General features: G+C 63.5%; 29 protein-coding genes. 11 read left to right on the forward strand and 18 right to left on the reverse strand.

From position 1 onward, the window contains the following. Nucleotides 1-25 precede the first annotated feature (25 nt). The 6 genes from grxD to J1C56_RS00925 all read right to left on the reverse strand — a co-directional run bounded on the left by grxD (nucleotide 26) and on the right by J1C56_RS00925 (nucleotide 5,658). Entirely contained in the window at nucleotides 26-361 is a 336-nt protein-coding gene (gene grxD / locus J1C56_RS00900) for a Grx4 family monothiol glutaredoxin (RefSeq protein ID WP_214385146.1), read from the reverse strand. A gap of 195 nt (nucleotides 362-556) precedes the next feature. Continuing rightward, nucleotides 557-781: a hypothetical protein gene (locus J1C56_RS00905; RefSeq protein WP_214385147.1), complete on the reverse strand. Its 225-nt coding sequence runs from the start codon at nucleotides 779-781 to the stop codon at nucleotides 557-559. A 78-nt stretch (nucleotides 782-859) separates the two neighbouring features. Next, a complete protein-coding gene (locus J1C56_RS00910) occupies nucleotides 860-1,624 on the reverse strand; it encodes a class I SAM-dependent methyltransferase (protein ID WP_214386605.1) in 765 nt (254 codons plus the stop codon). Further along, nucleotides 1,621-1,854: a BolA family protein gene (locus tag J1C56_RS00915; RefSeq protein WP_067962623.1), complete on the reverse strand. Its 234-nt coding sequence runs from the start codon at nucleotides 1,852-1,854 to the stop codon at nucleotides 1,621-1,623. The genes J1C56_RS00910 and J1C56_RS00915 overlap by 4 nt, the downstream gene beginning before the upstream one ends. A gap of 14 nt (nucleotides 1,855-1,868) precedes the next feature. After that, nucleotides 1,869-4,094 (reverse strand): phosphoribosylformylglycinamidine synthase subunit PurL, encoded by a 2,226-nt coding sequence (gene purL, locus J1C56_RS00920; protein WP_214385148.1) that lies wholly within the window; start codon nucleotides 4,092-4,094, stop codon nucleotides 1,869-1,871. Nucleotides 4,095-4,227: 133 nt separating this feature from the next. Then, nucleotides 4,228-5,658 carry an aminotransferase-like domain-containing protein gene (locus tag J1C56_RS00925; protein WP_214385149.1) on the reverse strand — a complete coding sequence of 477 codons (1,431 nt, stop codon included), beginning with the start codon at nucleotides 5,656-5,658 and terminating at the stop codon, nucleotides 4,228-4,230. Between the two features lie 83 nt (nucleotides 5,659-5,741). On the opposite strand from J1C56_RS00925, the gene J1C56_RS00930 reads away from it, so the two are divergent. After that, nucleotides 5,742-5,978: a DUF1127 domain-containing protein gene (locus J1C56_RS00930; RefSeq protein ID WP_214385150.1), complete on the forward strand. Its 237-nt coding sequence runs from the start codon at nucleotides 5,742-5,744 to the stop codon at nucleotides 5,976-5,978. Between the two features lie 116 nt (nucleotides 5,979-6,094). On the opposite strand, the gene J1C56_RS00935 is transcribed toward J1C56_RS00930, so the two are convergent. From J1C56_RS00935 to purC, 5 genes are all read right to left on the reverse strand, one after another. Next, entirely contained in the window at nucleotides 6,095-6,502 is a 408-nt protein-coding gene (locus tag J1C56_RS00935) for a hypothetical protein (protein ID WP_214385151.1), read from the reverse strand. A gap of 56 nt (nucleotides 6,503-6,558) precedes the next feature. Next, a complete protein-coding gene (gene purQ, locus J1C56_RS00940; RefSeq protein WP_214385152.1) occupies nucleotides 6,559-7,233 on the reverse strand; it encodes a phosphoribosylformylglycinamidine synthase subunit PurQ in 675 nt (224 codons plus the stop codon). Then, entirely contained in the window at nucleotides 7,230-7,484 is a 255-nt protein-coding gene (locus tag J1C56_RS00945) for a hypothetical protein (RefSeq protein ID WP_214385153.1), read from the reverse strand. Before J1C56_RS00945 ends, purQ begins: the two co-directional genes overlap by 4 nt. Nucleotides 7,485-7,503: 19 nt before the next feature. Beyond that, entirely contained in the window at nucleotides 7,504-7,746 is a 243-nt protein-coding gene (gene purS / locus J1C56_RS00950; RefSeq protein WP_214386607.1) for a phosphoribosylformylglycinamidine synthase subunit PurS, read from the reverse strand. Nucleotides 7,747-7,819: 73 nt separating this feature from the next. Continuing rightward, nucleotides 7,820-8,587 (reverse strand): phosphoribosylaminoimidazolesuccinocarboxamide synthase, encoded by a 768-nt coding sequence (purC, locus tag J1C56_RS00955; RefSeq protein WP_115732345.1) that lies wholly within the window; start codon nucleotides 8,585-8,587, stop codon nucleotides 7,820-7,822. Nucleotides 8,588-8,873: 286 nt separating this feature from the next. Between purC and J1C56_RS00960 the strand changes: the two genes are divergently transcribed. Both J1C56_RS00960 and J1C56_RS00965 read left to right on the forward strand, forming a co-directional pair. Beyond that, nucleotides 8,874-9,194 carry a DUF1476 domain-containing protein gene (locus tag J1C56_RS00960; protein ID WP_214385154.1) on the forward strand — a complete coding sequence of 107 codons (321 nt, stop codon included), beginning with the start codon at nucleotides 8,874-8,876 and terminating at the stop codon, nucleotides 9,192-9,194. A 123-nt stretch (nucleotides 9,195-9,317) separates the two neighbouring features. After that, nucleotides 9,318-10,088, forward strand: a complete 771-nt coding sequence (locus J1C56_RS00965) for an HpcH/HpaI aldolase family protein (protein ID WP_214385155.1) — start codon at nucleotides 9,318-9,320, stop codon at nucleotides 10,086-10,088. Between the two features lie 41 nt (nucleotides 10,089-10,129). On the opposite strand, the gene J1C56_RS00970 is transcribed toward J1C56_RS00965, so the two are convergent. Together J1C56_RS00970 and J1C56_RS32720 are read right to left on the reverse strand one after the other, a co-directional pair. Beyond that, nucleotides 10,130-10,684 carry an RBBP9/YdeN family alpha/beta hydrolase gene (locus tag J1C56_RS00970; protein ID WP_214385156.1) on the reverse strand — a complete coding sequence of 185 codons (555 nt, stop codon included), beginning with the start codon at nucleotides 10,682-10,684 and terminating at the stop codon, nucleotides 10,130-10,132. 46 nt (nucleotides 10,685-10,730) lie between these two features. Next, nucleotides 10,731-11,519, reverse strand: a complete 789-nt coding sequence (locus J1C56_RS32720) for a GNAT family N-acetyltransferase (protein WP_246591053.1) — start codon at nucleotides 11,517-11,519, stop codon at nucleotides 10,731-10,733. On the opposite strand from J1C56_RS32720, the gene J1C56_RS00980 reads away from it, so the two are divergent. Beyond that, nucleotides 11,445-12,347, forward strand: a complete 903-nt coding sequence (locus tag J1C56_RS00980) for a VOC family protein (RefSeq protein WP_420797351.1) — start codon at nucleotides 11,445-11,447, stop codon at nucleotides 12,345-12,347. The two genes, J1C56_RS32720 and J1C56_RS00980, sit on opposite strands and share 75 nt — an antisense overlap. Before the next feature lie 102 nt (nucleotides 12,348-12,449). Continuing rightward, entirely contained in the window at nucleotides 12,450-12,740 is a 291-nt protein-coding gene (locus J1C56_RS00985) for a putative quinol monooxygenase (RefSeq protein WP_214385158.1), read from the forward strand. Between the two features lie 99 nt (nucleotides 12,741-12,839). Here the strand turns inward: J1C56_RS00985 and purB are convergent, their stop codons facing one another. The 5 genes from purB to J1C56_RS01010 form a co-directional block, all read right to left on the reverse strand. Further along, a complete protein-coding gene (gene purB / locus J1C56_RS00990) occupies nucleotides 12,840-14,141 on the reverse strand; it encodes an adenylosuccinate lyase (protein WP_214385159.1) in 1,302 nt (433 codons plus the stop codon). Nucleotides 14,142-14,201: 60 nt separating this feature from the next. Then, on the reverse strand, nucleotides 14,202-14,696 hold the full coding sequence (locus J1C56_RS00995) for a hypothetical protein (RefSeq protein ID WP_214385160.1): 495 nt from the start codon (nucleotides 14,694-14,696) through the stop codon (nucleotides 14,202-14,204). A 41-nt stretch (nucleotides 14,697-14,737) separates the two neighbouring features. After that, complete coding sequence (locus J1C56_RS01000) at nucleotides 14,738-15,454, reverse strand: DUF2259 domain-containing protein (protein WP_214385161.1); 717 nt, start codon at nucleotides 15,452-15,454, stop codon at nucleotides 14,738-14,740. A 75-nt stretch (nucleotides 15,455-15,529) separates the two neighbouring features. Next, nucleotides 15,530-16,540: a P1 family peptidase gene (locus J1C56_RS01005; RefSeq protein WP_214385163.1), complete on the reverse strand. Its 1,011-nt coding sequence runs from the start codon at nucleotides 16,538-16,540 to the stop codon at nucleotides 15,530-15,532. Beyond that, the gene (locus J1C56_RS01010; RefSeq protein ID WP_214385165.1) at nucleotides 16,540-17,613 is read right to left on the reverse strand and encodes a branched-chain amino acid ABC transporter substrate-binding protein; all 1,074 of its coding nucleotides are present in this window, start codon (nucleotides 17,611-17,613) and stop codon (nucleotides 16,540-16,542) included. Before J1C56_RS01010 ends, J1C56_RS01005 begins: the two co-directional genes overlap by 1 nt. Before the next feature lie 152 nt (nucleotides 17,614-17,765). Between J1C56_RS01010 and J1C56_RS01015 the strand changes: the two genes are divergently transcribed. The 6 genes from J1C56_RS01015 (at nucleotide 17,766) to J1C56_RS01040 (ending at nucleotide 23,494) form a co-directional block, all read left to right on the forward strand. Next, a complete protein-coding gene (locus J1C56_RS01015) occupies nucleotides 17,766-18,260 on the forward strand; it encodes a flavin reductase (RefSeq protein WP_214385167.1) in 495 nt (164 codons plus the stop codon). A 20-nt stretch (nucleotides 18,261-18,280) separates the two neighbouring features. Further along, a complete protein-coding gene (locus tag J1C56_RS01020; RefSeq protein WP_214385169.1) occupies nucleotides 18,281-19,210 on the forward strand; it encodes an AAA family ATPase in 930 nt (309 codons plus the stop codon). Nucleotides 19,211-19,582: 372 nt separating this feature from the next. Continuing rightward, entirely contained in the window at nucleotides 19,583-20,818 is a 1,236-nt protein-coding gene (locus J1C56_RS01025; protein ID WP_214385171.1) for a vWA domain-containing protein, read from the forward strand. A gap of 18 nt (nucleotides 20,819-20,836) precedes the next feature. Beyond that, the gene (locus J1C56_RS01030; RefSeq protein WP_214385173.1) at nucleotides 20,837-21,172 is read left to right on the forward strand and encodes an XdhC family protein; all 336 of its coding nucleotides are present in this window, start codon (nucleotides 20,837-20,839) and stop codon (nucleotides 21,170-21,172) included. Nucleotides 21,173-21,176: 4 nt separating this feature from the next. Next, the gene (locus J1C56_RS01035) at nucleotides 21,177-21,887 is read left to right on the forward strand and encodes an XdhC family protein (RefSeq protein WP_214385174.1); all 711 of its coding nucleotides are present in this window, start codon (nucleotides 21,177-21,179) and stop codon (nucleotides 21,885-21,887) included. Continuing rightward, the gene (locus J1C56_RS01040; protein WP_214385176.1) at nucleotides 21,884-23,494 is read left to right on the forward strand and encodes an NTP transferase domain-containing protein; all 1,611 of its coding nucleotides are present in this window, start codon (nucleotides 21,884-21,886) and stop codon (nucleotides 23,492-23,494) included. The genes J1C56_RS01035 and J1C56_RS01040 overlap by 4 nt, the downstream gene beginning before the upstream one ends. Nucleotides 23,495-23,605 lie beyond the last annotated feature (111 nt).

The following is a 23,605-nucleotide window of genomic DNA, read 5'->3' on the forward strand; positions in this document are numbered from 1 at the left end:
ACAGGCCGGAGCCGGTAATTCTAGGTCAGGCGGCGCCCTTGACGCTCACGCCCTTCTCTTCAAGGAAAGACTGCAACTCGCCGGCCTGGAACATCTCGCGGATGATGTCGCAGCCGCCGACGAACTCGCCCTTGACGTAGAGCTGGGGGATCGTCGGCCAGTTCGAGTAGTCCTTGATGCCCTGGCGAAGGTCGTTCGAGGTCAGGACGTTGACGCCCTTGTAGTCGACCCCGAGGTAGTCGAGGATCTGGACGACCTGGCCGGAAAAGCCGCACTGCGGAAAGCCCGGCGTTCCCTTCATGAAAACCACGACATCCTGGCTCTTCACTTCGCTATCGATGTACTCGTTGATTCCGCTCATGGCGCCCTAAACCTCAATCTGGCCGAACTCGTGTAGCCGGCAATATCCGCTAGACTGCTAGCACTTGCTACTATGTGGTTGCAACAGTCGAGCTTTCCAAGCGGCACGTCGACCCGAAAACCAGAAAGCCGCAATAGCATACTCGCTCCTCTCGTCCAGAGCCTGGCGCGATTGCGTTCGCCAACGCGCCGATCGCTAGGGGCGCCTGCGCACCTTGGAACGCGAGCGAACCGTGCGTTTGCGGCTTGTCTGCTTCTTGGCTGGCCTCAAAAGCTTCTCGATCTGGCGCAGTGTTGCCGAACTTGTCGAGGTCGTGCGCTTGCGCCGGCGGGTACGCTTCGACGTGCTCGACGGTTTCTTCAGAATGTCCTTCAGCACGCCGTCGACGACGCCTTGCACCAGGTCGTTGATCAATGACATGAGCGGCAAGTTCCTGTTCTGTGGAACGTTTTGGATAAAAGATCGGCCAATCGATGTCGAGGCATTCAGCTTCCTGGCCTACTTGATCGCGCGCACGCAGATGAACGCTGGCGAATGGCTGAGCTCGGCGAAATGCTCCGGATCGACGACCGCCATTTCGGCCATCGGCAACGGTTCGACAAAACGGTCGAGGCGCCAGCGGGCGTCGCTCAGGCCGTTCAGTATGTCCTGAAGCGGCCGCCGGTAGGATTCAACGTAAGGGTTGGGCTCGCCAAAGCCGCCCCAATGCAGGCCCCAGCGGTTCGTCGCGAAGTAATCGGCGACGCCACGCGTGCGCGGATCGGCCCAGTCGCGCATCGGGTGCCCCATCGAAAAGACCAGCCGCCCTCCCGGCCGGGCAATGCGGTGGAATTCGGCAAATACCGGCCTGAGTTCCTCGACATAATCGAGCGCCAGCGAACACAGGATCGCGTCGGCGCTGTCGCTCGCCAGCCAGTCCAGCGGTTTGGCCAGATCGCCTTCGCGGACATCGACATCGAGCCCAGCGCATCGCTTCCGTGCCAGTTTGGTCATTTCAGGCGTGATATCGAAGGCGCTAACCTTAGCACCTTCCCGCGCCAGCTTCTCCGAACAGATGCCGGAGCCGCAGCCTGCGTCGACGACGTCCTGGCATTTTACGTCGCCAAGCAGCGCCCACGAAGCCGGGCGCTCATAAAGCGCGTTTGTGTGGCTTGGTCGACGCTGCGGCGTCGTAGCGCTCGGCGAAGGTCGCGTAAGCGCGCCGGGCGATCTGTTCGCTGTCGGTGTCAGAGCTATCGGGCATCGACGGGCGAGGGACGTTATTCCGGAATGCTGGTCTGCAGGGCGAGCGCGTGCAGCACCCCGCCCATATTGCCCTTCAGCGCGTCATAGACCATCTGGTGCTGCTGCACGCGGGTTTTGCCGCGGAAGCTTTCCGACACGACTTCGGCGGCATAATGATCGCCGTCGCCGGCGAGATCGCGGATGGTCACCCGAGCATCCGGAATGCCGTCCTTGATCATGCGCTCGATGTCGTGTGCGTCCATTGCCATGTCGTTTTTCCCGATCAGTTGTTCATGAACCGAGGGAACCAGGATTCGTGAGCCGTGGTCAACTCGTCGATTGATATGGCGCGCGCCTCGCCCAGTTTCAATTCCTGGCCGCCTGTCGTGCCGATCCACGGTGCATGGATGCCGAGCGCCTTGGCCTCGTTCCACAATTCCTGCATCTCGGCCGACTTGGGGTCAAGCTTGACGGTCACCAGGTAGCGGCCCTGGTCCTCGCCGAAGAACACCGGGATGGGGTTGGTGCCGCTCAGGCCCGGAACCGTGGCGCCGATGCCCGATGCTATCGCCATTTCGGCAAGCGAAACGGCGAGGCCGCCATCCGACAGGTCGTGCGCGGCGGTCGCGGTGCCATTGCGGATCAGCTTGCGGACGAAATCGCCGACCTTCTTCTCGTGCTCGAGATCGACTGCCGGCGGTGGGCCGTCCGTGCGGCCGTGGACGTCGCGCATGTAGATCGATTGGGCAAGGTGGGTGCCCCACTTGGCCGGGCCGCCGACCAGAAGGATCACTTCGCCTTCCTTGGCAAAGCAGGCCTTGGCCATCTTCGACCAGTCGTCGATCAGGCCGACGCCGCCGATTGTCGGTGTCGGCAGGATGCCCTGGCCGTTGGTCTCGTTGTACAGCGACACGTTGCCCGAAACGATCGGGAAGCCGAGCGCCCGGCAGGCCTCGCCGATGCCTTTCACCGCACCGACCAATTGCCCCATGATTTCGGGTCGCTCGGGATTGCCGAAATTGAGGTTGTCGGTGGCAGCCAGCGGCAGCGAGCCGGTGGCGGTCAGGTTGCGCCAGCATTCGGCCACCGCCTGCTTGCCGCCTTCGTAAGGATCGGCCTCGCAGTAGCGCGGCGTCACGTCAGACGAAAACGCCAGCGCCTTGGTGGCATGGCCCTCGACACGAACGACGCCAGCGTCGCCGCCGGGGCGCTGCAGCGAGTTGCCCTGGATCATCGTGTCGTATTGTTCCCACACCCAGCGGCGGCTGGAGAGGTCCGGTCCGCCGAGCATCTTGAGCAGCGCGTCGGCGACATCGGCCTGCGGAATGTCGTCGGCCGAAAGCGGCGCGCGCTTGGCCGACTCGACCCACGGGCGATCATATTCAGGTGCTTCGTCGCCGAGTTCCTTGATCGGCAGGTTGGCAACCTCGACGCCCTGGTGAAGCACGCGGAAACGCAGGTCGTCGGTGGTCTTGCCGACGATGGCGAAGTCGAGGCCCCACTTGACGAAGATCGCCTCGGCTTCCTCTTCCTTCTCCGGCCGCAGCACCATGAGCATGCGCTCCTGGCTCTCCGACAGCATCATCTCATAGGCGCTCATGCGCTCTTCGCGCACCGGCACCTTGTCGAGGTCGAGCTCGATGCCGAGGTCGCCCTTGGCGCCCATCTCGACCGCCGAGCAGGTGAGGCCCGCTGCACCCATGTCCTGGATGGCGATGACCGCGCCGGAAGCCATAAGCTCCAGGCACGCTTCCAGCAGGCACTTCTCGGTGAACGGATCGCCGACCTGCACGGTCGGGCGCTTCTCGTCGATCTTGTCGTCGAATTCGGCCGAAGCCATGGTCGCGCCGCCAACACCGTCGCGGCCGGTCTTTGCACCGAGATAGACGACCGGCAGGCCGACGCCCTTGGCCTGCGACAGGAAGATGCCGTCGGTCTTGGCGAGGCCAGCGGCAAAGGCGTTGACTAGTATGTTGCCATTGTAGCGGGCGTCGAAATTCACTTCGCCGCCAACGGTCGGCACGCCGAAGGCATTGCCGTAGCCGCCGACGCCGGCAACCACGCCCGAAACGAGGTGGCGGGTCTTGGGATGGTCAGGCGCGCCGAAGCGCAGCGCGTTCATCGAGGCAACCGGGCGGGCGCCCATGGTGAAGACGTCGCGCAAGATGCCGCCGACGCCGGTCGCCGCACCCTGATAGGGCTCGATGAAGGAGGGGTGGTTGTGGCTCTCCATCTTGAAGACCACGCAGTCGCCGTCACCGATGTCGACGACGCCGGCATTCTCGCCTGGGCCCTGGATGACGACGTCGCCCTTGGTCGGCAGCGTGCGCAGCCACTTCTTGGACGACTTGTACGAGCAATGCTCGTTCCACATCGCCGAGAAGATGCCTAGTTCGGTGAAGGTCGGCTCGCGTCCGACAAGGTCAAGGATACGCTGGTATTCGTCCGGCTTGAGCCCGTGCGCGGCGATGAGTTCGCTGGTGATCTTCACGTCATTCTGAATGGTCATCGTAGATCGCAGAATCCGTTGGGGGAGCGTTGGTGGCTCCATAGCGCATGATTGGCCCGGGATATACCGTCAATGGCCAGAAAGTCACCCTTTATGGCACGGAAACAGCCATCCGCCGCAGCTTGGCGCCGTCTCAACCGAAACTGTCGTAGCCGGCATCGCCCTCGTCGAGCAGGCGGCGGACCGTGGCCAGGCCCCTTTCGACGTCGCCGCGCGTGCGTGGCGCGGAAATGCCTATCCTGACGCGGTGGAACACCTGGTCCGAGCGTCCGGCCTTGAATTCGTCCTCGTCGTCGACGAGCACGCCCTGGCCATAGGCGGCATTCTTGAACGTGCCCGAATTCCATGGTTCCGGCAGCGCCAGCCAGACGAACGGGATGTTGGGGGTGATATTGAAATCATAGCCGCCAAGTGCTGCGCGAACGATGTCGAGGCGGGCGTTGATCTCGGCAATCGAGCGGGCGCGGATTGCCGTGGCCTCGCCTGACAGCACGAGTTGCGCGCAGAGTTCGGCCAGCAGGAACGGCATGCCGCCGGTCACCATCTTGTGGGCGACGCGAATGCTGTGACGAAAATGCGTCGGGCACGAAACCCAGCCGCCACGCACGCCGGCCGCCACCGATTTCGACAGGCCACCAACGACGAAGACGCGCTCCGGCGCGAACTCGGCCAGTTGAGGCGTGCGGTCGTCCGTCAACGCGCCATAGATGTCGTCTTCGACCAGCAGCACATTGTACCTGCGGGCAATCGCTGCAATCGCCGCGCGCCGTTCGCCCGGCATGATCACGCCCGTGGGGTTCTGCGCGGTCGGCATCAGGAACGCCAGCTTGGGGTGTTTTTGCGCGCAGACCGCCTCGAAATCGTCAGGATCGACGCCGTGCTCGTCCGAATTGACCAGCGCCATGCGCCGCCCGATCAGCCCGGCGCTGCGCGCGATCTGGGTGTAGGTCACATGCTCGAACAGGATGTGGTCGCCCGGCTGTGTCACTGCAGCGATGATGGCCATCACCGCCGCATGTGCGCCGAGCGTCGGCACGATCGTATCGGGGGCGAGGCGAAAGCCGTTGCGTGAAAGCCAGACGCTGCCTGCCTCGAACCAATGTTCGGGAAAGGTCCTGGTGTAGCTCGTCACATCGTCGGGATTGTCCCGGCTGATCACGGCCAGGATTGACTCGATTGTCTTGGCCTGGCCGACATTGGGTGCCGCGGTGCTGTCGAAATGCAGCTTTCCCGGTGGGGCTTCGACGGCGCGCGAACCTTCGAAGGGCAGGGTGGTAACAGGGCTGGGAGCCACCTGCTCGGTGTGGCGCGCCAAGGTGTGGCGCGCCAGAATGTAAGTGCCGCGCCCGACTTCGCCGCTGACCAGCCCGCGTTCGCGCAGCAAGGCGTAGGCGCGGCCCACCGTGCCGATGGTCACGCCGATGTCGTAGGCAAGGTTGCGCTGCGGCGGCAGCTTGGTTCCGGAGGCCAGCACCCCGCTGTCGATGTCGCTTTCGATGCGTTCCGCCAGCCGCAGATAAAGCGGCCCGGCGCCGGATGAGAGATCGGGAAGCCAAATTGTCATGGTGACAATTCCTACATTGCGATCATCGTTGAGTCAATTCATAGCATTCATTGTCGAAAATAGATACAATTTGGATCATCGCTATGAGTACAATGGATGCAATTGGCGGGGGCGTCACAGGTGCATCTTCACAGATGGAGCGTGGCTCGCCCCGCAAAAGGGCAAATGCGCTTTCCCGGCTGATGCGCTGGCTTGCGCACTGCGTTGAGCGCCGCCGCACCCGGATGTCCCTGCTGGAACTCACGGATGATCAGCTGTCGGATATCGGCATCTCGCGTTGCGATGCCTATCGCGAAGGGCTTCGCCCTTTCTACGACTGATTGGTCACGGCTTTTCGGATTGTCCCGACCCACGGGCAGTTCGACATTGGTGGAGGCGCTCCCCGGTGCCTCCACCTCTTTTCTTCGGCGCGCATCGATGCGCGCCGTTGGCTCCGTCAGGCGGTGCCGGTGCAGGATGGGTTGCCGGAGCGCCAACGGTTGACGTCCGAGCTGATGCGTGCGCCCAGCGCCTGATCCATCAGGGGACCGAACACCTGGACCTGGCTGGAATTGCCTTGTGCTTGCACCACCAGCAGCGGCCTTGCGCCATATTGCTTCGCCGGCACCACCAGGAAGCGCGGCGTGCCACCGAAATTGTTGAGCTCGTTGGCCATCTGGTACTTCGCGAAGGCCGGATCCTTGCTGGCGAACCAGCATTTGTGCGCGGCGATCGCCACCTGTTCCATGGAGCGAAGCGAGGCACTCTTTCCCGACACCGACGGTGCCGGCGTCTTTGGGCTTGAATTGCAGGCTGCCAAACCGATGACCGCGGCCGTTGCCGCCAGAATCCGCAGTGATTTCATGCGCCGACGCCTGCCTTTTCCATGTCGATGAACTGAAGGGAATTCCCGGACGCCACTCAAGCTGCCTTGGGCAGCCCGAGCGCGCTTTCGAACAGGGCACGGCCATCATTGCCGCCATGCGCTGTCTCGATCAGGTTCTCCGGATGCGGCATCAGGCCGAGCACGTTGCCCTTCTCGTTGATGATGCCGGCGATGTCGTTGATCGAGCCGTTCGGATTGGTGCCTTCGGCATAGCGGAACACCACCTGGCCTTCGCCTTCGATACGCGCAAGCGTCTCTGGATCGGTGAAATAGTTGCCGTCATGGTGCGCCACCGGGCAGCGGATGACCTGGCCGGCTGCGTAGTTGCGGGTGAAGGCCGTGTTGGCGTTGGCGATCTCGAGCTTCACTTCGCGGCAGACGAACTTGAGCGAAGTGTTGCGCATCAAGGCGCCGGGCAGGAGGCCGGCCTCGACCAGGATCTGGAAGCCGTTGCAGACGCCGACGACCTGCACGCCCTTGGCGGCCTTTTCGGCCACTGCGCGCATCACCGGCATCCGGGCGGCGATCGCACCGCAGCGCAGATAGTCGCCGAAGGAGAAGCCGCCGGGGATGGCGATCAGGTCGACATCGGGGATTTCCGTGTCGGTCTGCCATACGGTGACGGGCGCCTTGCCCGAAATCTTGGTCAGCGCCGCGATCATGTCGCGGTCACGGTTCAGGCCGGGGAGGAGGACGACTGCTGATTTCATTTCGGTTCGTAAGGCCTCTGAGGTTCGGCGAGTTCACGCAGTTCCAGACGACGCTCGATGCGCTCTAGCCGTTCGTCGTGGCGCGCAAGAACACCGTAGATATTATGAATGTCACTCTGTATCCCGACCATGTGGCCGCGAATGACATTAAGTTCCCTTTTGACCTCGGACACATCCTGGCGAAGTTCGGACAGGTCGTGATTCATCCGCTTCAGCAGTTCGTACATCAGGTCATTGGTGACTTCTGCCACTACACCCTCCGGTGCAACCTCAGATAAGCGTCACACTATAATTCTCAATCACCGTGTTCGCCAGAAGCTTCTCGCACATGGCGTTGAGGTCGGCTTCCGCCTTTGCCTTGTCGGCGCCTTCGATTTCAACGTCAAAGACCTTGCCCTGGCGCACGGAGCCTATGCCGCCGAAGCCGAGGCCATCAAGCGCATGCTCGATCGCCTTGCCTTGCGGGTCCAGGACGCCGTTTTTGAGGGTGACGGTGACGCGGGCCTTGATCACGGGCATTTCACTCCGAAAGTGTCGACTGGAAATGTTTCGGGCGCGAAGTTACTCGCGCCCGTGCTTGGAATTGTCAGTGCTTGACGAGAACCGGCCCGGTCGGGCGAGGGGTCTCGTTTTCGTTCATGATGCCGAGGCGGCGCGCCACTTCCTGGTAGGCCTCGACAAGTCCGCCCATGTCGCGGCGGAAACGGTCCTTGTCGAGCTTGTCCTGGGTGGCGACGTCCCACAGGCGGCAGCTGTCAGGCGAAATCTCGTCGGCTACCACGATGCGCATCATGTCGCCCTCGAACAGGCGGCCGCATTCGATCTTGAAGTCGACGAGCTGGATGCCGACGCCCATGAACAGGCCGGAGAGGAAGTCGTTGACTCGGATGGCCAGCGCCATGATGTCGTCGATTTCCTGCGGGCTTGCCCAGCCGAAGGCGGTGACGTGCTCTTCCGAGACCATCGGGTCGTCGAGCGCGTCGGCCTTGTAGTAGAACTCGATGATCGAGCGCGGCAGAACCGTGCCTTCCTCGATGCCAAGGCGCTTGGCCAGCGAACCGGCGGCGACGTTGCGCACGACGACCTCGAGCGGGATGATCTCGACTTCCTTGATCAGCTGCTCGCGCATGTTGAGCCGGCGGATGAAGTGGGTCGGAATGCCCATGCGGTTCAGGTGGTTGAAGATGTGCTCGGAAATGCGGTTGTTGAGCACGCCCTTGCCGTCGACGACCTCATGCTTCTTCTTGTTGAAGGCCGTGGCGTCGTCCTTGAAAAACTGGATCAGGGTGCCCGGCTCGGGGCCTTCATAAAGGATCTTGGCCTTGCCTTCGTAGATGCGGCGGCGATTCTTCATTTGAATGATTCTCTGGTTGGAAGGGTGGACGGCAAGTTACCGGTCCCTTTCTCACGCCGCAAAGCCGCGGCGGCAGTGGGTTTCAAGGCCGGTCTCTATCTTAATCGGGCCCATTGCTCAATCATCATTTCCCGCCAATCAACTCCTTTTGGTACGGAAATGCCGCACCGCACACCCAAATGGCGCAAAAGAGAGATATTGACCGGGCGCCGGGCTTTTGGTTTGAGGAAGTCGATATCATATGCACCGGACGTCGAATCGATTTCCTACTCCTTGGAGGATTGCCATGAGCAACATGAAAGACCGCGAAGAAGGTTTTGAACGCAAGTTCGTCTTCGACGAAGAGCTGCGTTTCAAGGCGAACGCGCGGCGCAACAAGGCGCTCGGCCTCTGGGCTGCCGAAAAGCTGGGCAAGTCGGGCGCCGACGCCGACGCTTACGCCAAGGAAGTCGTGGTTTCCGATATCGAGGAAGCCGGCGATCATGACGTTTTCCGCAAGATCCGCGGCGATTTCGACAAAGCCGGCGTCGACCAGTCCGACCATCAGATCCGCCGCACCATGGACGAGCTGATGGCGCAGGCGATCGACCAGATCAAGAACACCTGATCCAGCCAGCATAGCTGGGCTCCAGTTTTCTGGACCAACGAGCCGCCCGGATTCCGGGCGGTTTTTGTTTGCGCCGATGCCGGCTTCCGGTTGAAATAGCTGCGGACTTAGGGAGAGAGAAAAATGTCGCTTGCCGAGAGACTGCATGCCAACGAGACGATCATCACCGCCTGGTCAGGCGTGCCGGATGCACTGACGGTCGAGATCCTTGCCGGGCAGGGCTTTGATGCCGTCACCCTCGACATGCAGCATGGCGGCCACAATGAAGACAGCGTGCTGCGTTCGATCGCCCCCGTGCTGCGGGCAGGCAAGCACTCGCTCGTGCGCGTTCCGGTTGGCCGATTCGACATGGCGAGCCGGGCGCTCGATTTCGGCGCCGAGGCGGTCATCGCGCCGATGGTCAATTCAGTCGAGGACGCCAGGCGCTTTGCCGCCGCGATAAAGTATCCACCACTGGGCGAGCGCTCATGGGGGCCGACCTTCGCTTCGCCACGTCATGGCAGCAAGGATTCGGTCAAATGGCTGAAGGAAAGCAATGCCCGCACCGTCTCCTTCGCCATGGTCGAGACTCATGCCGCCGTCGCCGTGCTCGACGGCATCCTGGAAACGCCCGGCATTGACGGCATTTTCCTTGGGCCGGGCGATTTCTCCATTGCCTGGACGAAGGGCGAGACGATCAATTCGACGCTCGAGGACATGATGGGAACAGTCGCCGACGTCGGCAGGCGGACCCGCGCCGCCGGCAAGCATGCCGGGATCTATGTCACCGATCCTGCCATCGCAGGGCGTTTCGTCGACATGGGCTACCAGTTGCTGGCGACGGGCTCCGAGCACCAGCTGATTTCAAGCGGTGCGGCAAGCTTGCTTGCCGATCTCAAGAAGTCGCTCGGCTAAGGCGCCAAGCGCCGTCTTTGGCGGCACCCACGATTTCCGGGTTAGCCTTGCAGGCGCGACAGGAACTGCGCGAACACCATCGACCCCTCCGGCCAGGGCCCGTGGCCGGAATCGGCATTGATGTGGCCTGAATCGCCTGCTTCGACGAACATGGAGCCCCAAGCGGCGGCGATGTCTTCGGCGACGTCGAGCTTGCAATAGGGGTCGTTGCTGCTGGCGACCACGACCGACGGGAACGGCAGCGGATCGCGCGGGTAGGGCCCGAACGTCATCAGGTGCTTTGGCCGGATCGCCGGATTGGAAACATCAGGCGGGGCCACGAAGAAGCCGCCCGCGACGTATTTCTTGAAGCCGGGAATGGCGTGGATCGCCGTCGGGATGCCGAGCGAGTGCGCAACCAGCACCACCGGCCGTTCCGCCGCGTTGACGGCAGCGATGACCTTGGCAGTCCAGTCTTCGCGCACCGGCTTCGTCCACTCGTCCTGCTCGACGCGGCGCGCGGTCGACAGCTTTTCCTCCCAGCGGCTCTGCCAGTGGGATGGCCCCGAATTGGTGTATCCGGGCACGATGATGATATCGGCGTCTTTTACCTTCATGTCGGGGATGTAGCGATCCGATCTCGCCGGTGCAAGCCGGGGCAACTCACAGTTCCATGTGCACGATCTCGATCGGTTCGCCGCCGACGCCATGCGAGAAATAGCCTCGCTCGACCGTGCGAAAACCGTGGCGGCGATAAAAGCCCTCGGCATTGATAGTCGATTCGACCTTGATTGGTCCGTCATGGTCCCGCCGCGCATTCTGGATGCCGATTTCGAGCAGCACTTTGCCGAGACCTGAGCCTGCCGCGCCGGCAAGAAGGAACAGCCGCGTCACCTCGCCCGGCTCGGAATCGACGAAGCCGACGACCCTGTCGTCTTGCTCGGCAACAACCATCAGCCCTTTGGCAATGAGGGCTTCGTAAGTGTCCGGCGTTCGGTTGCCCATCCATCCGGCAATCTGTTCGGCGGAATAGTGGCCCTGCGCAAGCTCGCGCACGGAATGCCGCGTCACATCGAACACCGCTTGTCCGTCCCCGCTCCGTGCCGGCCTGAGCGTTGTATGTGCATTGTCATTCATGACGTTCACCCGGATCGCATTGATGAGCCGGACAGGTAGCTGGCCGGAGATAGGATTGTCTCCGGTGATTGCCGCCTGGCACAACGAACTTTTGCCAACGATCCTCGGCTCGGTTGCGCGATTTTCCGATTGATATCGAATCGTTGAACGCGGTGTTCGGTCTTTGCTGACTTGTGTGAACGATGCGCCCAGCCGATCTATGGCTGGAGACAAACAGCCGTGTTGGCCGGAGAGTGGATTTTGGAACTGACACGACGCAAACTGGTTGGCAGCGCGGCACTCCTCGCATTCGGTGCCGGAGTGCGGACCGGCCATACGGAGCCCACGATGAGCAACATTCCCTTTGCAGCGACGACCCCGATCAGCGTTGCCCGCGTTGGCCTCAAGGCGCGGGATGCCGACGCATTGGCAGGTTTCTATCGCGATGTCGTCGGTCTGCAGGAACTGAGCCGCGACGGCGAAACCATCACCTTGGGTGCTGGCAGCCGAGCCTTGCTCGACATCGAGGCCGACAAGGCAGCCAAGCCCGACGATCCGCGCAGTGCGGGCCTGTTTCACACCGCCTTCCTGTTGCCCAGCCGTGCCGATCTCGGCCGCTGGATCAAGCACGCCATCGACAGGCGCATTCCTGTCGACGGCGCATCCGATCATCTGGTCAGCGAGGCGCTCTACCTGACCGATCCCGAGGGCAACGGCATCGAGATCTACCGCGACCGGCCGCATGACAGCTGGAAATGGAACGGTTCGCAGGTCGCCATGGCCACCGATCAACTGGATATCCCCTCGATCGTCGCCGAGGTGTCGGCTGGCGATGCCGGCTGGCGGGGCATGCCGGAAAACAGCATCGTCGGCCACGTCCATCTGCGCGTCGGCGATCCGGCGGCAGCTGCCGATTGGTGGAAGACGCAATTTGGCTTCGACACGGTGGCGAAATACGGCAACAGCGCCGTGTTCCTGTCCTCAGGCGGCTACCACCACCACATCGGCGCCAATTCCTGGCAGAGCCCCGGTGCCGGAAAGCGTGACCTCTCGCGCACCGGCCTTGCCTGGGTCGAGATGCGCTCGGCCGACGCCAAGGCTGCTTCGAGCTACGAAGATCCGTGGGGTACCGTCATCCGGGCGCTGCCGGGCCAGCCGGGCTGAGCGTTGCTCCTGACATCGTCTGGCCGCGGCATGTGCTAGGCGGAAACGAACCTGCCGATCCGGCAGGTTCGTTTTGTTGCCGTGCATCATCGAGGGTCGTTCATGTTGAAGGTCATCGCTCAGGATTTCATCAAGCCTGAGTTCATCGAAATCGTGCTGCCGCTCTATGCCGAGCTTGTCGAGAAGACCAAGCTCGAACCGCTGTGCATTGCCTATGATCTGTATGTCGATCAGAAGGATCCCGGCCATTTCGTCTTCATCGAGGAATGGCCTGATCGCGCGGCTCTGGATTTCCATTGCCAGACCGAGCATTTCACGCGGCTGGTGCCGCTGATCAACGGATATCAGCGACAGGATGCGACCTTCATCCTGATGGACGCGTTTGCGGCCTGACGATCGTCAGGTGTCTAGAAACAAAAAGGCCCTCGCGGCAGATCGCCGTGAAGGCCTCTTCATTCATGCGGGCCTTACGACCGGCCCTGCATTTCCATCTCAGCCGAATACGCGGCTGAAAATCGTGTCGACATGCTTGGTGTGATAGCCGAGGTCGAACTTTTCGCGGATTTCGGCTTCCGGCAGGGCGGCAGTCACGTCCTTGTCGGCCAAAAGTTCCTCAAGGAAATCCTTGCCTTCTTCCCAGACCTTCATGGCGTTGCGCTGGACCAGGCGGTAGGCGTCCTCGCGGGACACGCCGGCCTGCGTCAGTGCCAGCAGCACACGCTGCGAATGCACAAGACCGCGGAACTTGTTCATGTTCTTGAGCATGTTGTCGGGATAGACGACGAGCTTGTCGATGACGTTGGTCAGGCGCGCCAGCGCGAAGTCGAGCGTCACGGTCGCATCCGGGCCGATCATGCGCTCGACCGAGGAGTGCGAGATGTCGCGCTCGTGCCACAGCGCCACGTTCTCCATCGCCGGGGCGGCATAAGAGCGGACCATGCGGGCGAGGCCGGTCAGGTTTTCGGTCAGCACCGGGTTGCGCTTGTGCGGCATTGCCGACGAGCCCTTCTGGCCCGGCGAGAAATACTCTTCCGCTTCCAGCACTTCGGTGCGCTGCAGGTGGCGGATTTCGGTCGCGACGCGCTCGATCGACGAGGCGATGACGCCCAGTGTCGCAAAGAACATCGCATGGCGGTCGCGCGGGATGACCTGTGTCGATACCGGCTCCGGCTTCAGGCCGAGCTTGGCGGCGACATGTTCCTCGACGCGCGGGTCGATGTTGGCGAAGGTGCCGACGGCGCCCGAAATGGCGCAGGTGGCGATGTCTTCGCGCGCATGCACCAGCCGCTCGCGGCAGCGGGTGAACTCGGCGAAGGCCAAAGCCAGCTTGACGCCGAAGGTCGTCGGTTCGGCGTGGATGCCGTGGCTGCGGCCGATGGTGACAGTGTCCTTGTGCTCGAAGGCGCGGCGCTTGAGAGCGGCCAGCAGCGCGTCGATATCGGCGAGCAGAAGGTCAGTGGCGCGCACCAGCTGCACGGAAAGGCAGGTGTCGAGCACGTCGGACGAGGTCATGCCCTGGTGGATGAAGCGCGAATCCGGGCCGACGAATTCGGCGAGATGGGTCAGGAACGCGATGACGTCATGCTTTGTGACGCGCTCGATCTCGTCGATGCGCTCGACGTCGAACTTGGCGGCACTACCCTTTTCCCAGATCGTCTTTGCCGCTTCCTTGGGGATCACGCCAATCTCGGCCAGAGCGTCGCAGGCATGGGCCTCGATCTCGAACCAGATCCGGAACCGGGTTTCAGGAGACCAGATGTCGACCATCTCGGGCCGCGAATAGCGAGGGATCATGGCGGGGCTCGTCCTGCTGAAGTTTCGTTGCGGCTCCCCTAACAGAGGTGGGCGCAATGCTCAACGCGAACGGCAGGCAAACCACAGTGCTGCGGCGAAAAGGGCGACGAATCCGCCGGGAAAGTAGAGCCGCAGGCCCAGGACGGCGAATTGATAGAGCGCGACAAGCCCGGTGAAGACGAACTGGAATGCCCAGGTGATGGTGAAGGCCGGCGCGTGCCACTCGGCATAGTAGGTTCTGTATTGCAGCGCGTAGAACAGTCCGGTCAGGCCGATCGTCAGCACACCAAGCGACACGAACGCGGATGCGAATGCCGTCTCGCGCCCCCGGCCGTGTGACAGCAGTCGCGCCAGCGTCCAGCCGATGGGGAAGGCGATAGCCCCGCCCAGCGCGAACAGAAGCACCACCGAACGGACCCGTACCGGCGTTTCCCAATGGTCCACCAAAAGCGTCAGGAACGCGCTGGCGCCCATGGCAAAGCCCCATACGGCAGCACCAAGGACCGCCAGCCGTAGTGACGGCAGGGCCTGGCCTAGCTTGTGGCGTATGCGCATCTGTCTCGTGGTCCGGGCCGCGCCGGCAGCAATGCTGTCGCTCACATCCGCCCCGTCACCGCGATCCAGCGGTGGTCCGGTCCCTCGAAGCCATGGCGGATGACGGTGACCAGCACCGCATAGGCAGGCGTGCCGCCATCGCCGAAGAAGGTCTGCACGCCGCCGATGCGGTAGCCGGTCGGGCAGCCGCGGCTCAGCGGCACGTCCTTGTCCTCCTGCAGCACTTCGGTCTTGCCGCCATCGCCGACACGCACCAGCTTGAAGCCCTTTACCGGTCCGATGCCGGGGCAGCGCTCGATCTCGCCGAGCGAAATCTCCTCGAGCTTGAACTCGAGCTGCGGATCGATCGGCGGAAACACCGGGCGCGGATTGACCGTCATCCTGTGCGGGTCGGCACTTGTCTCGGTCACCGCGTTGAAGCCGGCGAGGCGGCCGCGATTGGCGGCGAGCTCATCCTCCTTGACGATCTTGTCGCCGCGCTTGCGCGCTTCCGCGCGCGCCGCGTCGAGGCCGACGTTCTCGTCCTCCATCTGCACGCGCACCGGCGTGCCGGGCAGGAACTTGTCCGACGTGGTGTCGATGTAGAAGCGGTTGGCATAGGCAAAGCCCGAGCCGTCCTGGATGCCGTATTCCTCGAAGGCGAATACCTTGCCGTCGGCGCTGAAGCCAAGCACGTTGAGTTCGGCTGCGTCGCCCGCCTGAGCCGCAGGCGAGGCAGCGCACATGGCTGCGAGGCAAAGAAGCTTCATCACTTTCATGGCGGTGGCCCCTCTTTCCAGCTGAATCGATTTTTCAAACGAAGGCGCTAACATACCGTCAACAAAGGGCTTTGTTCAGCCTTTGCGCGCCGACCACACAGGCATGATGTCGCCTGGTACGGCGGTCGCCGCATGCACGCCGCGTGCGATCGCGCGCGCCATTGTCGACGCCGCGGCGGCGAAGAAGTCGACGACGTCAGCCTGCCCGATCTCAATTCCGCTTGCGCCTGTTGCCAGAGCGAACACCAGGTCGCCGTCGAACGGCGTGTGCACTGGCCAGATGGCGCGGGTGAAACCGTCATGCGCCGATATCGCCAGCCGCTTGGCCGCGGCCTTGGTCAGCACCGCGTCGGTGGCAATCACCGCTATCGTGGTGTTGGCGACGGCATTGTCCAGTTCCTCGTATTTCTTGAAGACACGAGCGGCATCGCCAGGCAGCGGCGAGGGATAACCGAGGTTGCCAAACTCGCCGTCCAGCTCGAACGGCGCTGCCCAGAAGTGCCTGGAGCGCCCGACAGTCACAGATCCCGTCGCGTTGACTGCGACCAGTGCACCGACAGTCACGCCGTTCGGCATGACAGTCGAAGCCGAGCCCAGCCCGCCCTTGAGCCCGGCGGTCAGCGCGCCGGTGCCGGCGCCCGCCGTGCCGAGCGCGAATTCGCGCGTGGCCGCCTGTACCGCGTCGTAGCCAAGCTCGCGATAGGGCGGATAACGCCCCCAGTCCTTGTTGCCGCCGTTCAGCATGTCGAACAGGATCGCCGCCGGCACGATCGGGATCACCTGGTCGCGTATGGCAAAGCCGATGCCCTTTTCGCGCAATGCCGCCTGCACGCCAGACGCGGCATCGAGGCCGAAGGCCGAGCCGCCCGAAAGGGTGATCGCATTGATGGTCTCGACAGTGTTGTGCGCTTCGAGCAGGTCGGTCTCGCGCGTTCCCGGCGCGCCGCCCAGCACCTGCACGGCGGCGACGGCAGGTGTGTCGCAGACCACCACCGTTACGCCCGACTTCACCTTTTCATCAGTGGCGTTGCCGACGCGCAGGCCAGCGACGTCGGTGATCAGGTTCAGCGGTCCGGCTTTCAGCATTATTGGGTCTCTACAGGCAGGTAGTTGGTTCCGTCGAAACGAAACAGCCGAAACGGGCTCTCGCTGAGGTCGCCCTTGGCGTCGAAGCGGATCTTGCCGATGGCAGTGTCGAAATCCTGGCCGGTCAGCACGTCCGCGACAGGCTTTCCGCCCGCAGAGGCGAGCCTCGCCGCGGCGTCGGCGATTTCCACGGCAGCGTAACCGGGCAAGGTGTAGCCGTCGGTCATGGTGTTGGCGGCCTCGAACGCCGCGCGCATCTCGGGATTTGCGATAGTGGACCATTCAGGCGGCGCGACCATCAGCGTGCCTTTGGCCGGGGGCACCGCGCGGTCGGCGATGCGCAGTGTCTCGCCGCCGGCAAAGACGATGTCGATACCGAGCGAGGCGGCGTCGCGCCCCATCACGGCGATGTCTTCGCCGTCGCCGCCGACGAACACGTGCGTCGCGCCAGCCTTGCGCAGCCGGCCGATCAGCGCGACCTGGTTGTCGAGCTGGGGCCTGTAGGTGTCGAAGAACACCGGCTTCAATCCGGCCTGCTCGGCGCTGGCGCGCAAACTCTCGGCCAGCTCGCGGCCATAGATCGTGCCGTCGTCGACGATGGCGAAGAGCTCGTCGTTCCACAGTCGGGTCAGGATCGCGGCTGCCGCGTTGCGCTCGCCGTCGCCGCGCGGCCCAAGCCGAAACACGAGCCAGCCGGTCTTGTCGTGCAGTTCGGTCAGGCTGTCGGTGCGGACGCCGACGGTGATGACCGGGATGCTGGCGGCCTTGAGCACGGGCAGGGCGGCCTCGATGGCTTCGGTGCAGAGAAAGCCTGTGGCAACCGACACCTTGGCGTCGACGAAGCCCTGCGCTGCTTTCGCGCCGCCTTCCGCGGTACAGCGGTCGTCGGCGACGACGAGCGACGCCCCCACCTTCGCGGCCGCAAGCTGCGCACCGGCCTTGACCTGTTCGCCAAGGATCGCCGACGGGCCCGACAGGGGAGCCGCCACGCCAATCCTCACCGGCTCGGCATGGGCGGTCAGCGCCAGGAGCGATGCGGTAAGGAGCGTGGTGAAGGCCGTCGCGGCTCGCATTCGGTCCGAAAAATCCTCTGCACGCCCAAGTTTGCGCGATTTACCTGACCTACTGCCTGGCCCGGCCAAGCGCAACGTGCTTGTGGCATACTCGCTTGTGAGCCGGGCGACGCGGCCATATATAGCGGTATGGTTGGTTGCAGGAAAATCCGGTGTTGAAGAAGTTTGAAGTCGGGCCGCAGGCCTACCGGGATGCGATGAGCCATTTTGCCGGCGCGGTGCATCTGGTGACCACCGACGGTCCGGCCGGCAAGCGCGGCACCACCGTCATTGCCGCCTGCTCGGTCTCAGACAGCCCGCCCACTGTTCTCGTCTGCGTCAATCGCGAGAACCCCAACAACGATTTGTTTGTCAAAAACGGCAACTTCGCGCTCAACACGCTCGCCGCCAGGCACGAGCCGCTGGCCGTGGCGTTTTCGGGCGTCACCGGCATGTCGCCCGAAAAGCGATTCGCGCTTGCCGAATGGCAGGTGCTCGCCTCCGGCGCGCCCGTACTGCTCGATGCCGTCGCGGTGTTCGACTGTGAGCTGATCGACGCCAAGGAGATGGCCACGCACCGTATCATGTTCGGCAAGGTGACAGGCCTTCGTATCGGCGATAACCTTCGTCCGCTGATCTATCACGGTCGCAGCTACCACGTGCTGTAGCCCGCTTTTCCGGAAACGCCATGACCGACCGCACGCCTCGTCCCATCCCGCAAACGATCGACGAGACGCTGGCTATGCTGACCAGTGCGGACTACATCGCCGACCGGGCGTTGGCGACGGTGCTGTTTCTGTCCTTGCGCATGAACCGGCCGCTGTTCCTCGAAGGCGAGGCCGGCGTCGGCAAGACCGAGATCGCCAAGGTGCTGGCGAGTGCGCTCGGGCGCCGGCTGATCCGGCTGCAATGTTACGAAGGCCTCGACGTTTCCTCCGCCGTCTACGAGTGGAACTATGCGGCGCAGATGATCGAGATCCGCATGGAGGAGGCTGTCGGCAAGGTCGACCGCTCGGATATGGAAAAGAACGTCTTTTCCGAGAAATACCTGATCCGCCGACCGGTGCTGGACGCGCTGACCGGCAAGGCCGGGGCCGCTCCGGTCTTCCTGATCGACGAACTCGACCGCACCGACGAGGCTTTCGAAGCCTTCCTGCTCGAAATCCTCTCCGACTACCAGGTGACGGTGCCCGAGCTTGGCACGATCAAGGCCGAGGAGCCGCCGATCGTCATCATCACCACCAACCGCACCCGCGAAATCCACGACGCCTTGAAGCGCCGCTGCCTTTATCATTGGGTCGACTACCCCAACGCCGAGCGCGAGCTGGAGATCGTCAGCCGCAAGGTGCCACAAGCCAACAAGCGGCTTTCGGCGGAGGTCGTAAGCTTCATCCAGAGGCTGCGCGAGATCGAGCTGTTCAAGGTGCCGGGTGTCGCCGAAACCATCGACTGGGCCTCGGCGCTGACTGAACTCGACAAGATTGCGCTCGATCCCGAGACGATTTCGGACACGATCGGCGTGCTGCTAAAATACCAGGACGACATCGCACGCATCGAACAGGGCGAAGGCCGCCGCATCCTCAACGAGGTGAAGGCGGAGCTTGCGGCGGCGGAGTAGCTGATATGGCGTTCCATTCGCCTACGTCATCCCATCTGGTAGAACCTGCGGGCGTGGGCTCGACGGTCGCTTCGATTTGGCAGAACCCGGCCATGTGTCCGCTCTCGATTGCTTTGATGTCACGGCATGGATTCCCGACACTCTCCGCTCGTTTCACTCGCTCACGAGGTCGGGAATGACGACCTTCATGACCGTCGCCGCCAATCGCAAACGCATGCCGCTCGCAGCCAATCGCAGAGGTCTGGGATTTGAGGAGGCGCCTCCTCACATTCGTCATTCCCGACCTCGTGAGCGAGCAAAGCGAGCGGAGAGTGTCGGGAATCCATGCCGTAACATCACTGAAGCCGGTAACGGCGCAGGGGGCATGGCGACATGACCCCGAACAGCGCAACGCCCGACGGCCGCATCGCCGACAACATCGTTTATTTCGCCCGCGCGCTGCGCAAGGCAGGCATGCGCGTCGGCCCGGCCTCGGTCATGGACGCCATCGAAGCCGTGCTGGCCTCGGGCATCGGCTCGCGTGACGACTTCTACTGGACCCTGCACGCCGTGCTGGTCAGCCGGCACGAGGATCACGCCACCTTCGACGAGGCCTTCCGGCTGTTCTGGAAGTCACGCGAGCTGATCGAAAAGATGCTGGCGATGTTTTCGCCTGTCGCACCCGATCGGCGCGAGAAGCAGAAGCCCCGCGCTGCCGAAAACCGCGTCAGCCAGGCGATGTTCGAGGGCCACCATAACAGCCAGCCCCCGCGCGAGATCCCCGAGATCGAGGTCGACGCCCGTTTCACCGTGTCAGGCAACGAGATGCTGCGCGGCAAGGATTTTGCGCAGATGACGGCCAGCGAGATATCGGACGCGCGCCGCGAGATCGCAGCGCTCAGGCTGCCGTTCGACACGGTGCGGACGCGCCGCTTCAAGCCCGATCCGCATGGCGCCAAGATCGACCCGCGCGCCATGATGCGTGCGGCCGCCCGTACCGGCGGTCAGTTGATCCTGCCGAAGTTCCGCTCCGTCCGCGAGGTGCATCCGCCGCTCGTGGTGCTCGCCGATATCTCCGGCTCGATGAGCCAGTACACGCGCATCTTCCTGCATTTCCTGCATGCGCTGACCGAAAAGCGAAGGCGGGTCCATACCTTCGTCTTTGGTACCCGGCTGACCAACCTGACCCGTCAGATGCGGCATCGCGATCCCGATGCCGCCCTTGCCGACTGTTCTGCCGCGGTCAAGGACTGGTCGGGCGGCACCCGCATCGGCGACACGCTCGGCGAGTTCAACCGGCTGTGGTCGCGCCGCGTGCTCGGGCAGGGCGCGGTGGTCCTGCTGATCACCGACGGGCTCGAGCGCGACGATGTCGCTGGGCTTTCCGAGGAGATGGAGCGGCTCAAGAAATCATGCCGGCGGCTGATCTGGCTCAACCCGCTTTTGCGCTTCGACGGTTTCGAGGCGCGCGCCCGCGGCGTTCGCGCCATGCTGCCTTATGTTGACGAGTTCCGTCCGGTGCACAATCTCAACGCGCTCGGCGATCTTTGTGCCTCGCTCGGCGCGCCCGCATCGCGCCAAAGCGACCCCAGATTGTGGATGATCGACGGCCAGCGCCGGGCGGCGTAAGGTCGCGAAGGAGGTTCCATGCCAAGCAAGTTTCTCGATGAGGCCCGCGACCCGCTGATCATCGCCGAAGGCTGGATGAAGGACGGCAAGGATGTCGCCATTGCCACCGTGGTCGAGACCTGGGGTTCGGCGCCACGCCCCGTCGGCAGCCATCTTGTCATCGACGCCGAGGGCACCTTCCACGGCTCGGTCTCGGGCGGTTGCGTCGAGGGTGCAGTGATTTCCGAAGCGCTCGATGTGATTGAGAGCGGCAAACCGAAGATGCTTGAGTTCGGCGTCGCCGACGAAACGGCATGGCAGGTCGGCCTGTCCTGCGGTGGCCGCATCCGGGTCTATGTCGAGCGATTGGGTTGAGGCGATGGATCCGTTTGCACTGAAGACCCTGAATGCCGAGCGCCGTGCGCGCCGCGCCGCCATTCTCGTCACCGACATCGGTGATGGCCGCGATCGCGTCGTCAAGGAGGGCGATGCGGTTGCCGGCGATCTCGGCATTGCCATCGTCAAGGCGTTCCGCACCGGCCTGTCCGGGGCCGTCGATGCCGAAGGCCGCCAGTTTTTCCTCAACGTGCATCTGCCGCAACCGCGTCTGGTGGTGATTGGCGCCGTCCATATCAGCCAGGCGCTTGCGCCGATGGCCAAGATCGCTGGCTTTCCGCTCGAGATCATCGACCCGCGCACGGCGTTTGCCAGCGACGATCGTTTTCCTGATGTCACCCTCCATGCCGAATGGCCCGAGGACGTTCTGAAACACTGCCCGCTCGACCGTTACGCAGCGCTTGCTGCGGTGACCCATGATCCCAAGATCGACGACTTCGCGCTCAAGGCAGCGCTTGATGCCGAGTGCTTTTATGTCGGCGCTCTAGGCAGCCGAAAGACGCATGCCAAGCGGGTCGAGAGGCTTCTCGGCATGGGCGCCACGCCTGATCAGATCGAGCGCATCAACGCGCCAATCGGCCTCGACATTGGTGCTGCCAATCCGGCCGAGATCGCCGTTGCGGTGCTGGCTCAGGTCATTGCGGCTTTCCGTTCGCGCGGTCTGGGCGCCAAGGCAAAAAGCGAGGCGGCGTGAAATTCGGCACGATAGCTGTCGGACAGGCAACGGGCGCGGTGCTCGCACATTCCACCAGCGCCGGCGACCACCGCTATCGAAAGGGGCATGTGCTCGCCGCCGAAGACATCGCCATCCTTGAGGCCGCGGGGCTGACGGAAATCGTCGTTGCGGTGTTGGAGCCGGGCGACCTCGGCGAGGACAGGGCTGCCGAAGCGATAGCGGCAAGCATGCAGCACCGCCATGTCGAGGTGAGGCAGGCGGCGACGGGCCGGGTCAATCTGCATGCGCAAGAGGCCGGTGTCTTCACTGTCGATGCCGGCCTGATAGACGCGCTCAACGCCATCGACCCGTCGATCACCGTCGCCACGCTCGCCCGCTATGCGACCGTCGAGAAGGGCCAGATGGTCGCGACGGTGAAGATCATTCCCTTCGCTGTCGGCGGCCACCTCGTGCGGCAGGCGACCGAACTGTGCGCCGCCGGCGAGGTCTTTGCCGTCAATGCGTTCGTGCCTAAGCGCGTCGGCGTCATCCAGACCGTGCTGCCGAGCGTGAAGGCAAGCGTGCTCGACAAGACGAGCCGCCTGACAGAGCACCGGCTGGCACGCTCGGGCAGCCGGTTGACCGCCGAGCGGCGCACCCCCCACGAAGCCGGGGCGGTAGCCGAGGCGGCGAGGGCGCTGGCCCGCGACCACGACATGGTCGTGATCTTCGGGGCTTCGGCGCTCAGTGATTTCGACGACGTCATTCCCGCTGCCATCCGTGCCGCCGGCGGTATCGTTGTTCGCTCGGGCATGCCGGTCGACCCCGGCAATCTTTTGGTGCTTGGCCATATCGGAACGACGGCGGTAATTGGCGCGCCCGGCTGCGCCCGCAGCCCCAAGGAAAACGGTTTCGACTGGGTGCTCGACCGGCTGATGTCAGGGCTCGAGGTGACCGCGGCCGACATTGCCGGCATGGGCGTCGGCGGTTTGCTGATGGAAATCCCGACCCGGCCGCAGCCGCGCGACCTGTCCGCCATTCCACCGGTTCCGAAGGTGCATGCCGTGCTGCTCGCCGCCGGCCGCTCCAGCCGCATGGGCGGGCCCAACAAACTGATGGCGCTGTTTGGGGCCAAGCCGCTCGTGCGCCGCACCGCCGAGCGGGTCCTTGCCTCGAAAGCCGAAAGCACCGTCGTCGTGTCAGGCCATCAGGCCAGCCGCATCCGCGAAGCCCTCGCCGGGCTCGACATCCCTGTCGTCTACAATGCCGACTTCGCTAGCGGCCTCGCCAGTTCGCTCAAGGTGGGTGTTTCAGCACTTCCCGAGGATGCCGCCGGCGCGCTGATCGTTCTCGGCGACATGCCCGAGGTGTTGCCGGCCGACCTCGACCGGCTGATCGAATCTTTCGAACGCGCCGAAGCCCGCGCCATCGTCCGCGCCACCCATGACGGCAAGCGCGGCAACCCTGTCATCCTGCCGCGCTCGCTGTTTGCCGCCGTAGCCCATCTCGAAGGTGACACCGGCGCCAGGCATCTGATCGAAAGCGAAGGCGTCGATGTCATCGACGTCGAGATCGGCAAGGGTGCTGGCGTCGATGTCGATACGCCCGAAGCGCTCGAAGGGGCGGGCGGGGTACTGCAGGATTGAATGCAGTTGACAAATAGCATGGCTAGCACGCAAGCCTTGGCAATGTCTCTCAAGGCTTTCAGATCGAAGTCTCATTCCCTCGCGCCCCCCTCTGGCCTGCCGGCCATCTCC

Source organism: Aminobacter anthyllidis, assembly GCF_018555685.1.
GTDB classification, from domain to species: domain Bacteria; phylum Pseudomonadota; class Alphaproteobacteria; order Rhizobiales; family Rhizobiaceae; genus Aminobacter; species Aminobacter anthyllidis.

What these genes read in the sequence shown, in the direction of transcription:
- grxD (WP_214385146.1), bottom strand. Translation starts at nt 361, where the DNA reads ATGAGCGGAATCAACGAGTACATCGATAGCGAAGTGAAGAGCCAGGAT.
- J1C56_RS00905 (WP_214385147.1), bottom strand. Translation starts at nt 781, where the DNA reads ATGTCATTGATCAACGACCTGGTGCAAGGCGTCGTCGACGGCGTGCTG.
- J1C56_RS00915 (WP_067962623.1), bottom strand. Translation starts at nt 1,854, where the DNA reads ATGGCAATGGACGCACACGACATCGAGCGCATGATCAAGGACGGCATT.
- purL (WP_214385148.1), bottom strand. Translation starts at nt 4,094, where the DNA reads ATGACCATTCAGAATGACGTGAAGATCACCAGCGAACTCATCGCCGCG.
- J1C56_RS00925 (WP_214385149.1), bottom strand. Translation starts at nt 5,658, where the DNA reads ATGACAATTTGGCTTCCCGATCTCTCATCCGGCGCCGGGCCGCTTTAT.
- J1C56_RS00930 (WP_214385150.1), top strand. Translation starts at nt 5,742, where the DNA reads ATGAGTACAATGGATGCAATTGGCGGGGGCGTCACAGGTGCATCTTCA.
- J1C56_RS00935 (WP_214385151.1), bottom strand. Translation starts at nt 6,502, where the DNA reads ATGAAATCACTGCGGATTCTGGCGGCAACGGCCGCGGTCATCGGTTTG.
- purQ (WP_214385152.1), bottom strand. Translation starts at nt 7,233, where the DNA reads ATGAAATCAGCAGTCGTCCTCCTCCCCGGCCTGAACCGTGACCGCGAC.
- purC (WP_115732345.1), bottom strand. Translation starts at nt 8,587, where the DNA reads ATGAAGAATCGCCGCCGCATCTACGAAGGCAAGGCCAAGATCCTTTAT.
- J1C56_RS00960 (WP_214385154.1), top strand. Translation starts at nt 8,874, where the DNA reads ATGAGCAACATGAAAGACCGCGAAGAAGGTTTTGAACGCAAGTTCGTC.
- J1C56_RS00965 (WP_214385155.1), top strand. Translation starts at nt 9,318, where the DNA reads ATGTCGCTTGCCGAGAGACTGCATGCCAACGAGACGATCATCACCGCC.
- J1C56_RS00970 (WP_214385156.1), bottom strand. Translation starts at nt 10,684, where the DNA reads ATGAAGGTAAAAGACGCCGATATCATCATCGTGCCCGGATACACCAAT.
- J1C56_RS32720 (WP_246591053.1), bottom strand. Translation starts at nt 11,519, where the DNA reads ATGGCCGGTCCGCACTCCGGCACCGAATGCGAGGAGTGCCGCGCTGCC.
- J1C56_RS00985 (WP_214385158.1), top strand. Translation starts at nt 12,450, where the DNA reads ATGTTGAAGGTCATCGCTCAGGATTTCATCAAGCCTGAGTTCATCGAA.
- purB (WP_214385159.1), bottom strand. Translation starts at nt 14,141, where the DNA reads ATGATCCCTCGCTATTCGCGGCCCGAGATGGTCGACATCTGGTCTCCT.
- J1C56_RS00995 (WP_214385160.1), bottom strand. Translation starts at nt 14,696, where the DNA reads ATGCGCATACGCCACAAGCTAGGCCAGGCCCTGCCGTCACTACGGCTG.
- J1C56_RS01000 (WP_214385161.1), bottom strand. Translation starts at nt 15,454, where the DNA reads ATGAAAGTGATGAAGCTTCTTTGCCTCGCAGCCATGTGCGCTGCCTCG.
- J1C56_RS01005 (WP_214385163.1), bottom strand. Translation starts at nt 16,540, where the DNA reads ATGCTGAAAGCCGGACCGCTGAACCTGATCACCGACGTCGCTGGCCTG.
- J1C56_RS01010 (WP_214385165.1), bottom strand. Translation starts at nt 17,613, where the DNA reads ATGCGAGCCGCGACGGCCTTCACCACGCTCCTTACCGCATCGCTCCTG.
- J1C56_RS01020 (WP_214385169.1), top strand. Translation starts at nt 18,281, where the DNA reads ATGACCGACCGCACGCCTCGTCCCATCCCGCAAACGATCGACGAGACG.
- J1C56_RS01025 (WP_214385171.1), top strand. Translation starts at nt 19,583, where the DNA reads ATGACCCCGAACAGCGCAACGCCCGACGGCCGCATCGCCGACAACATC.
- J1C56_RS01030 (WP_214385173.1), top strand. Translation starts at nt 20,837, where the DNA reads ATGCCAAGCAAGTTTCTCGATGAGGCCCGCGACCCGCTGATCATCGCC.
- J1C56_RS01035 (WP_214385174.1), top strand. Translation starts at nt 21,177, where the DNA reads ATGGATCCGTTTGCACTGAAGACCCTGAATGCCGAGCGCCGTGCGCGC.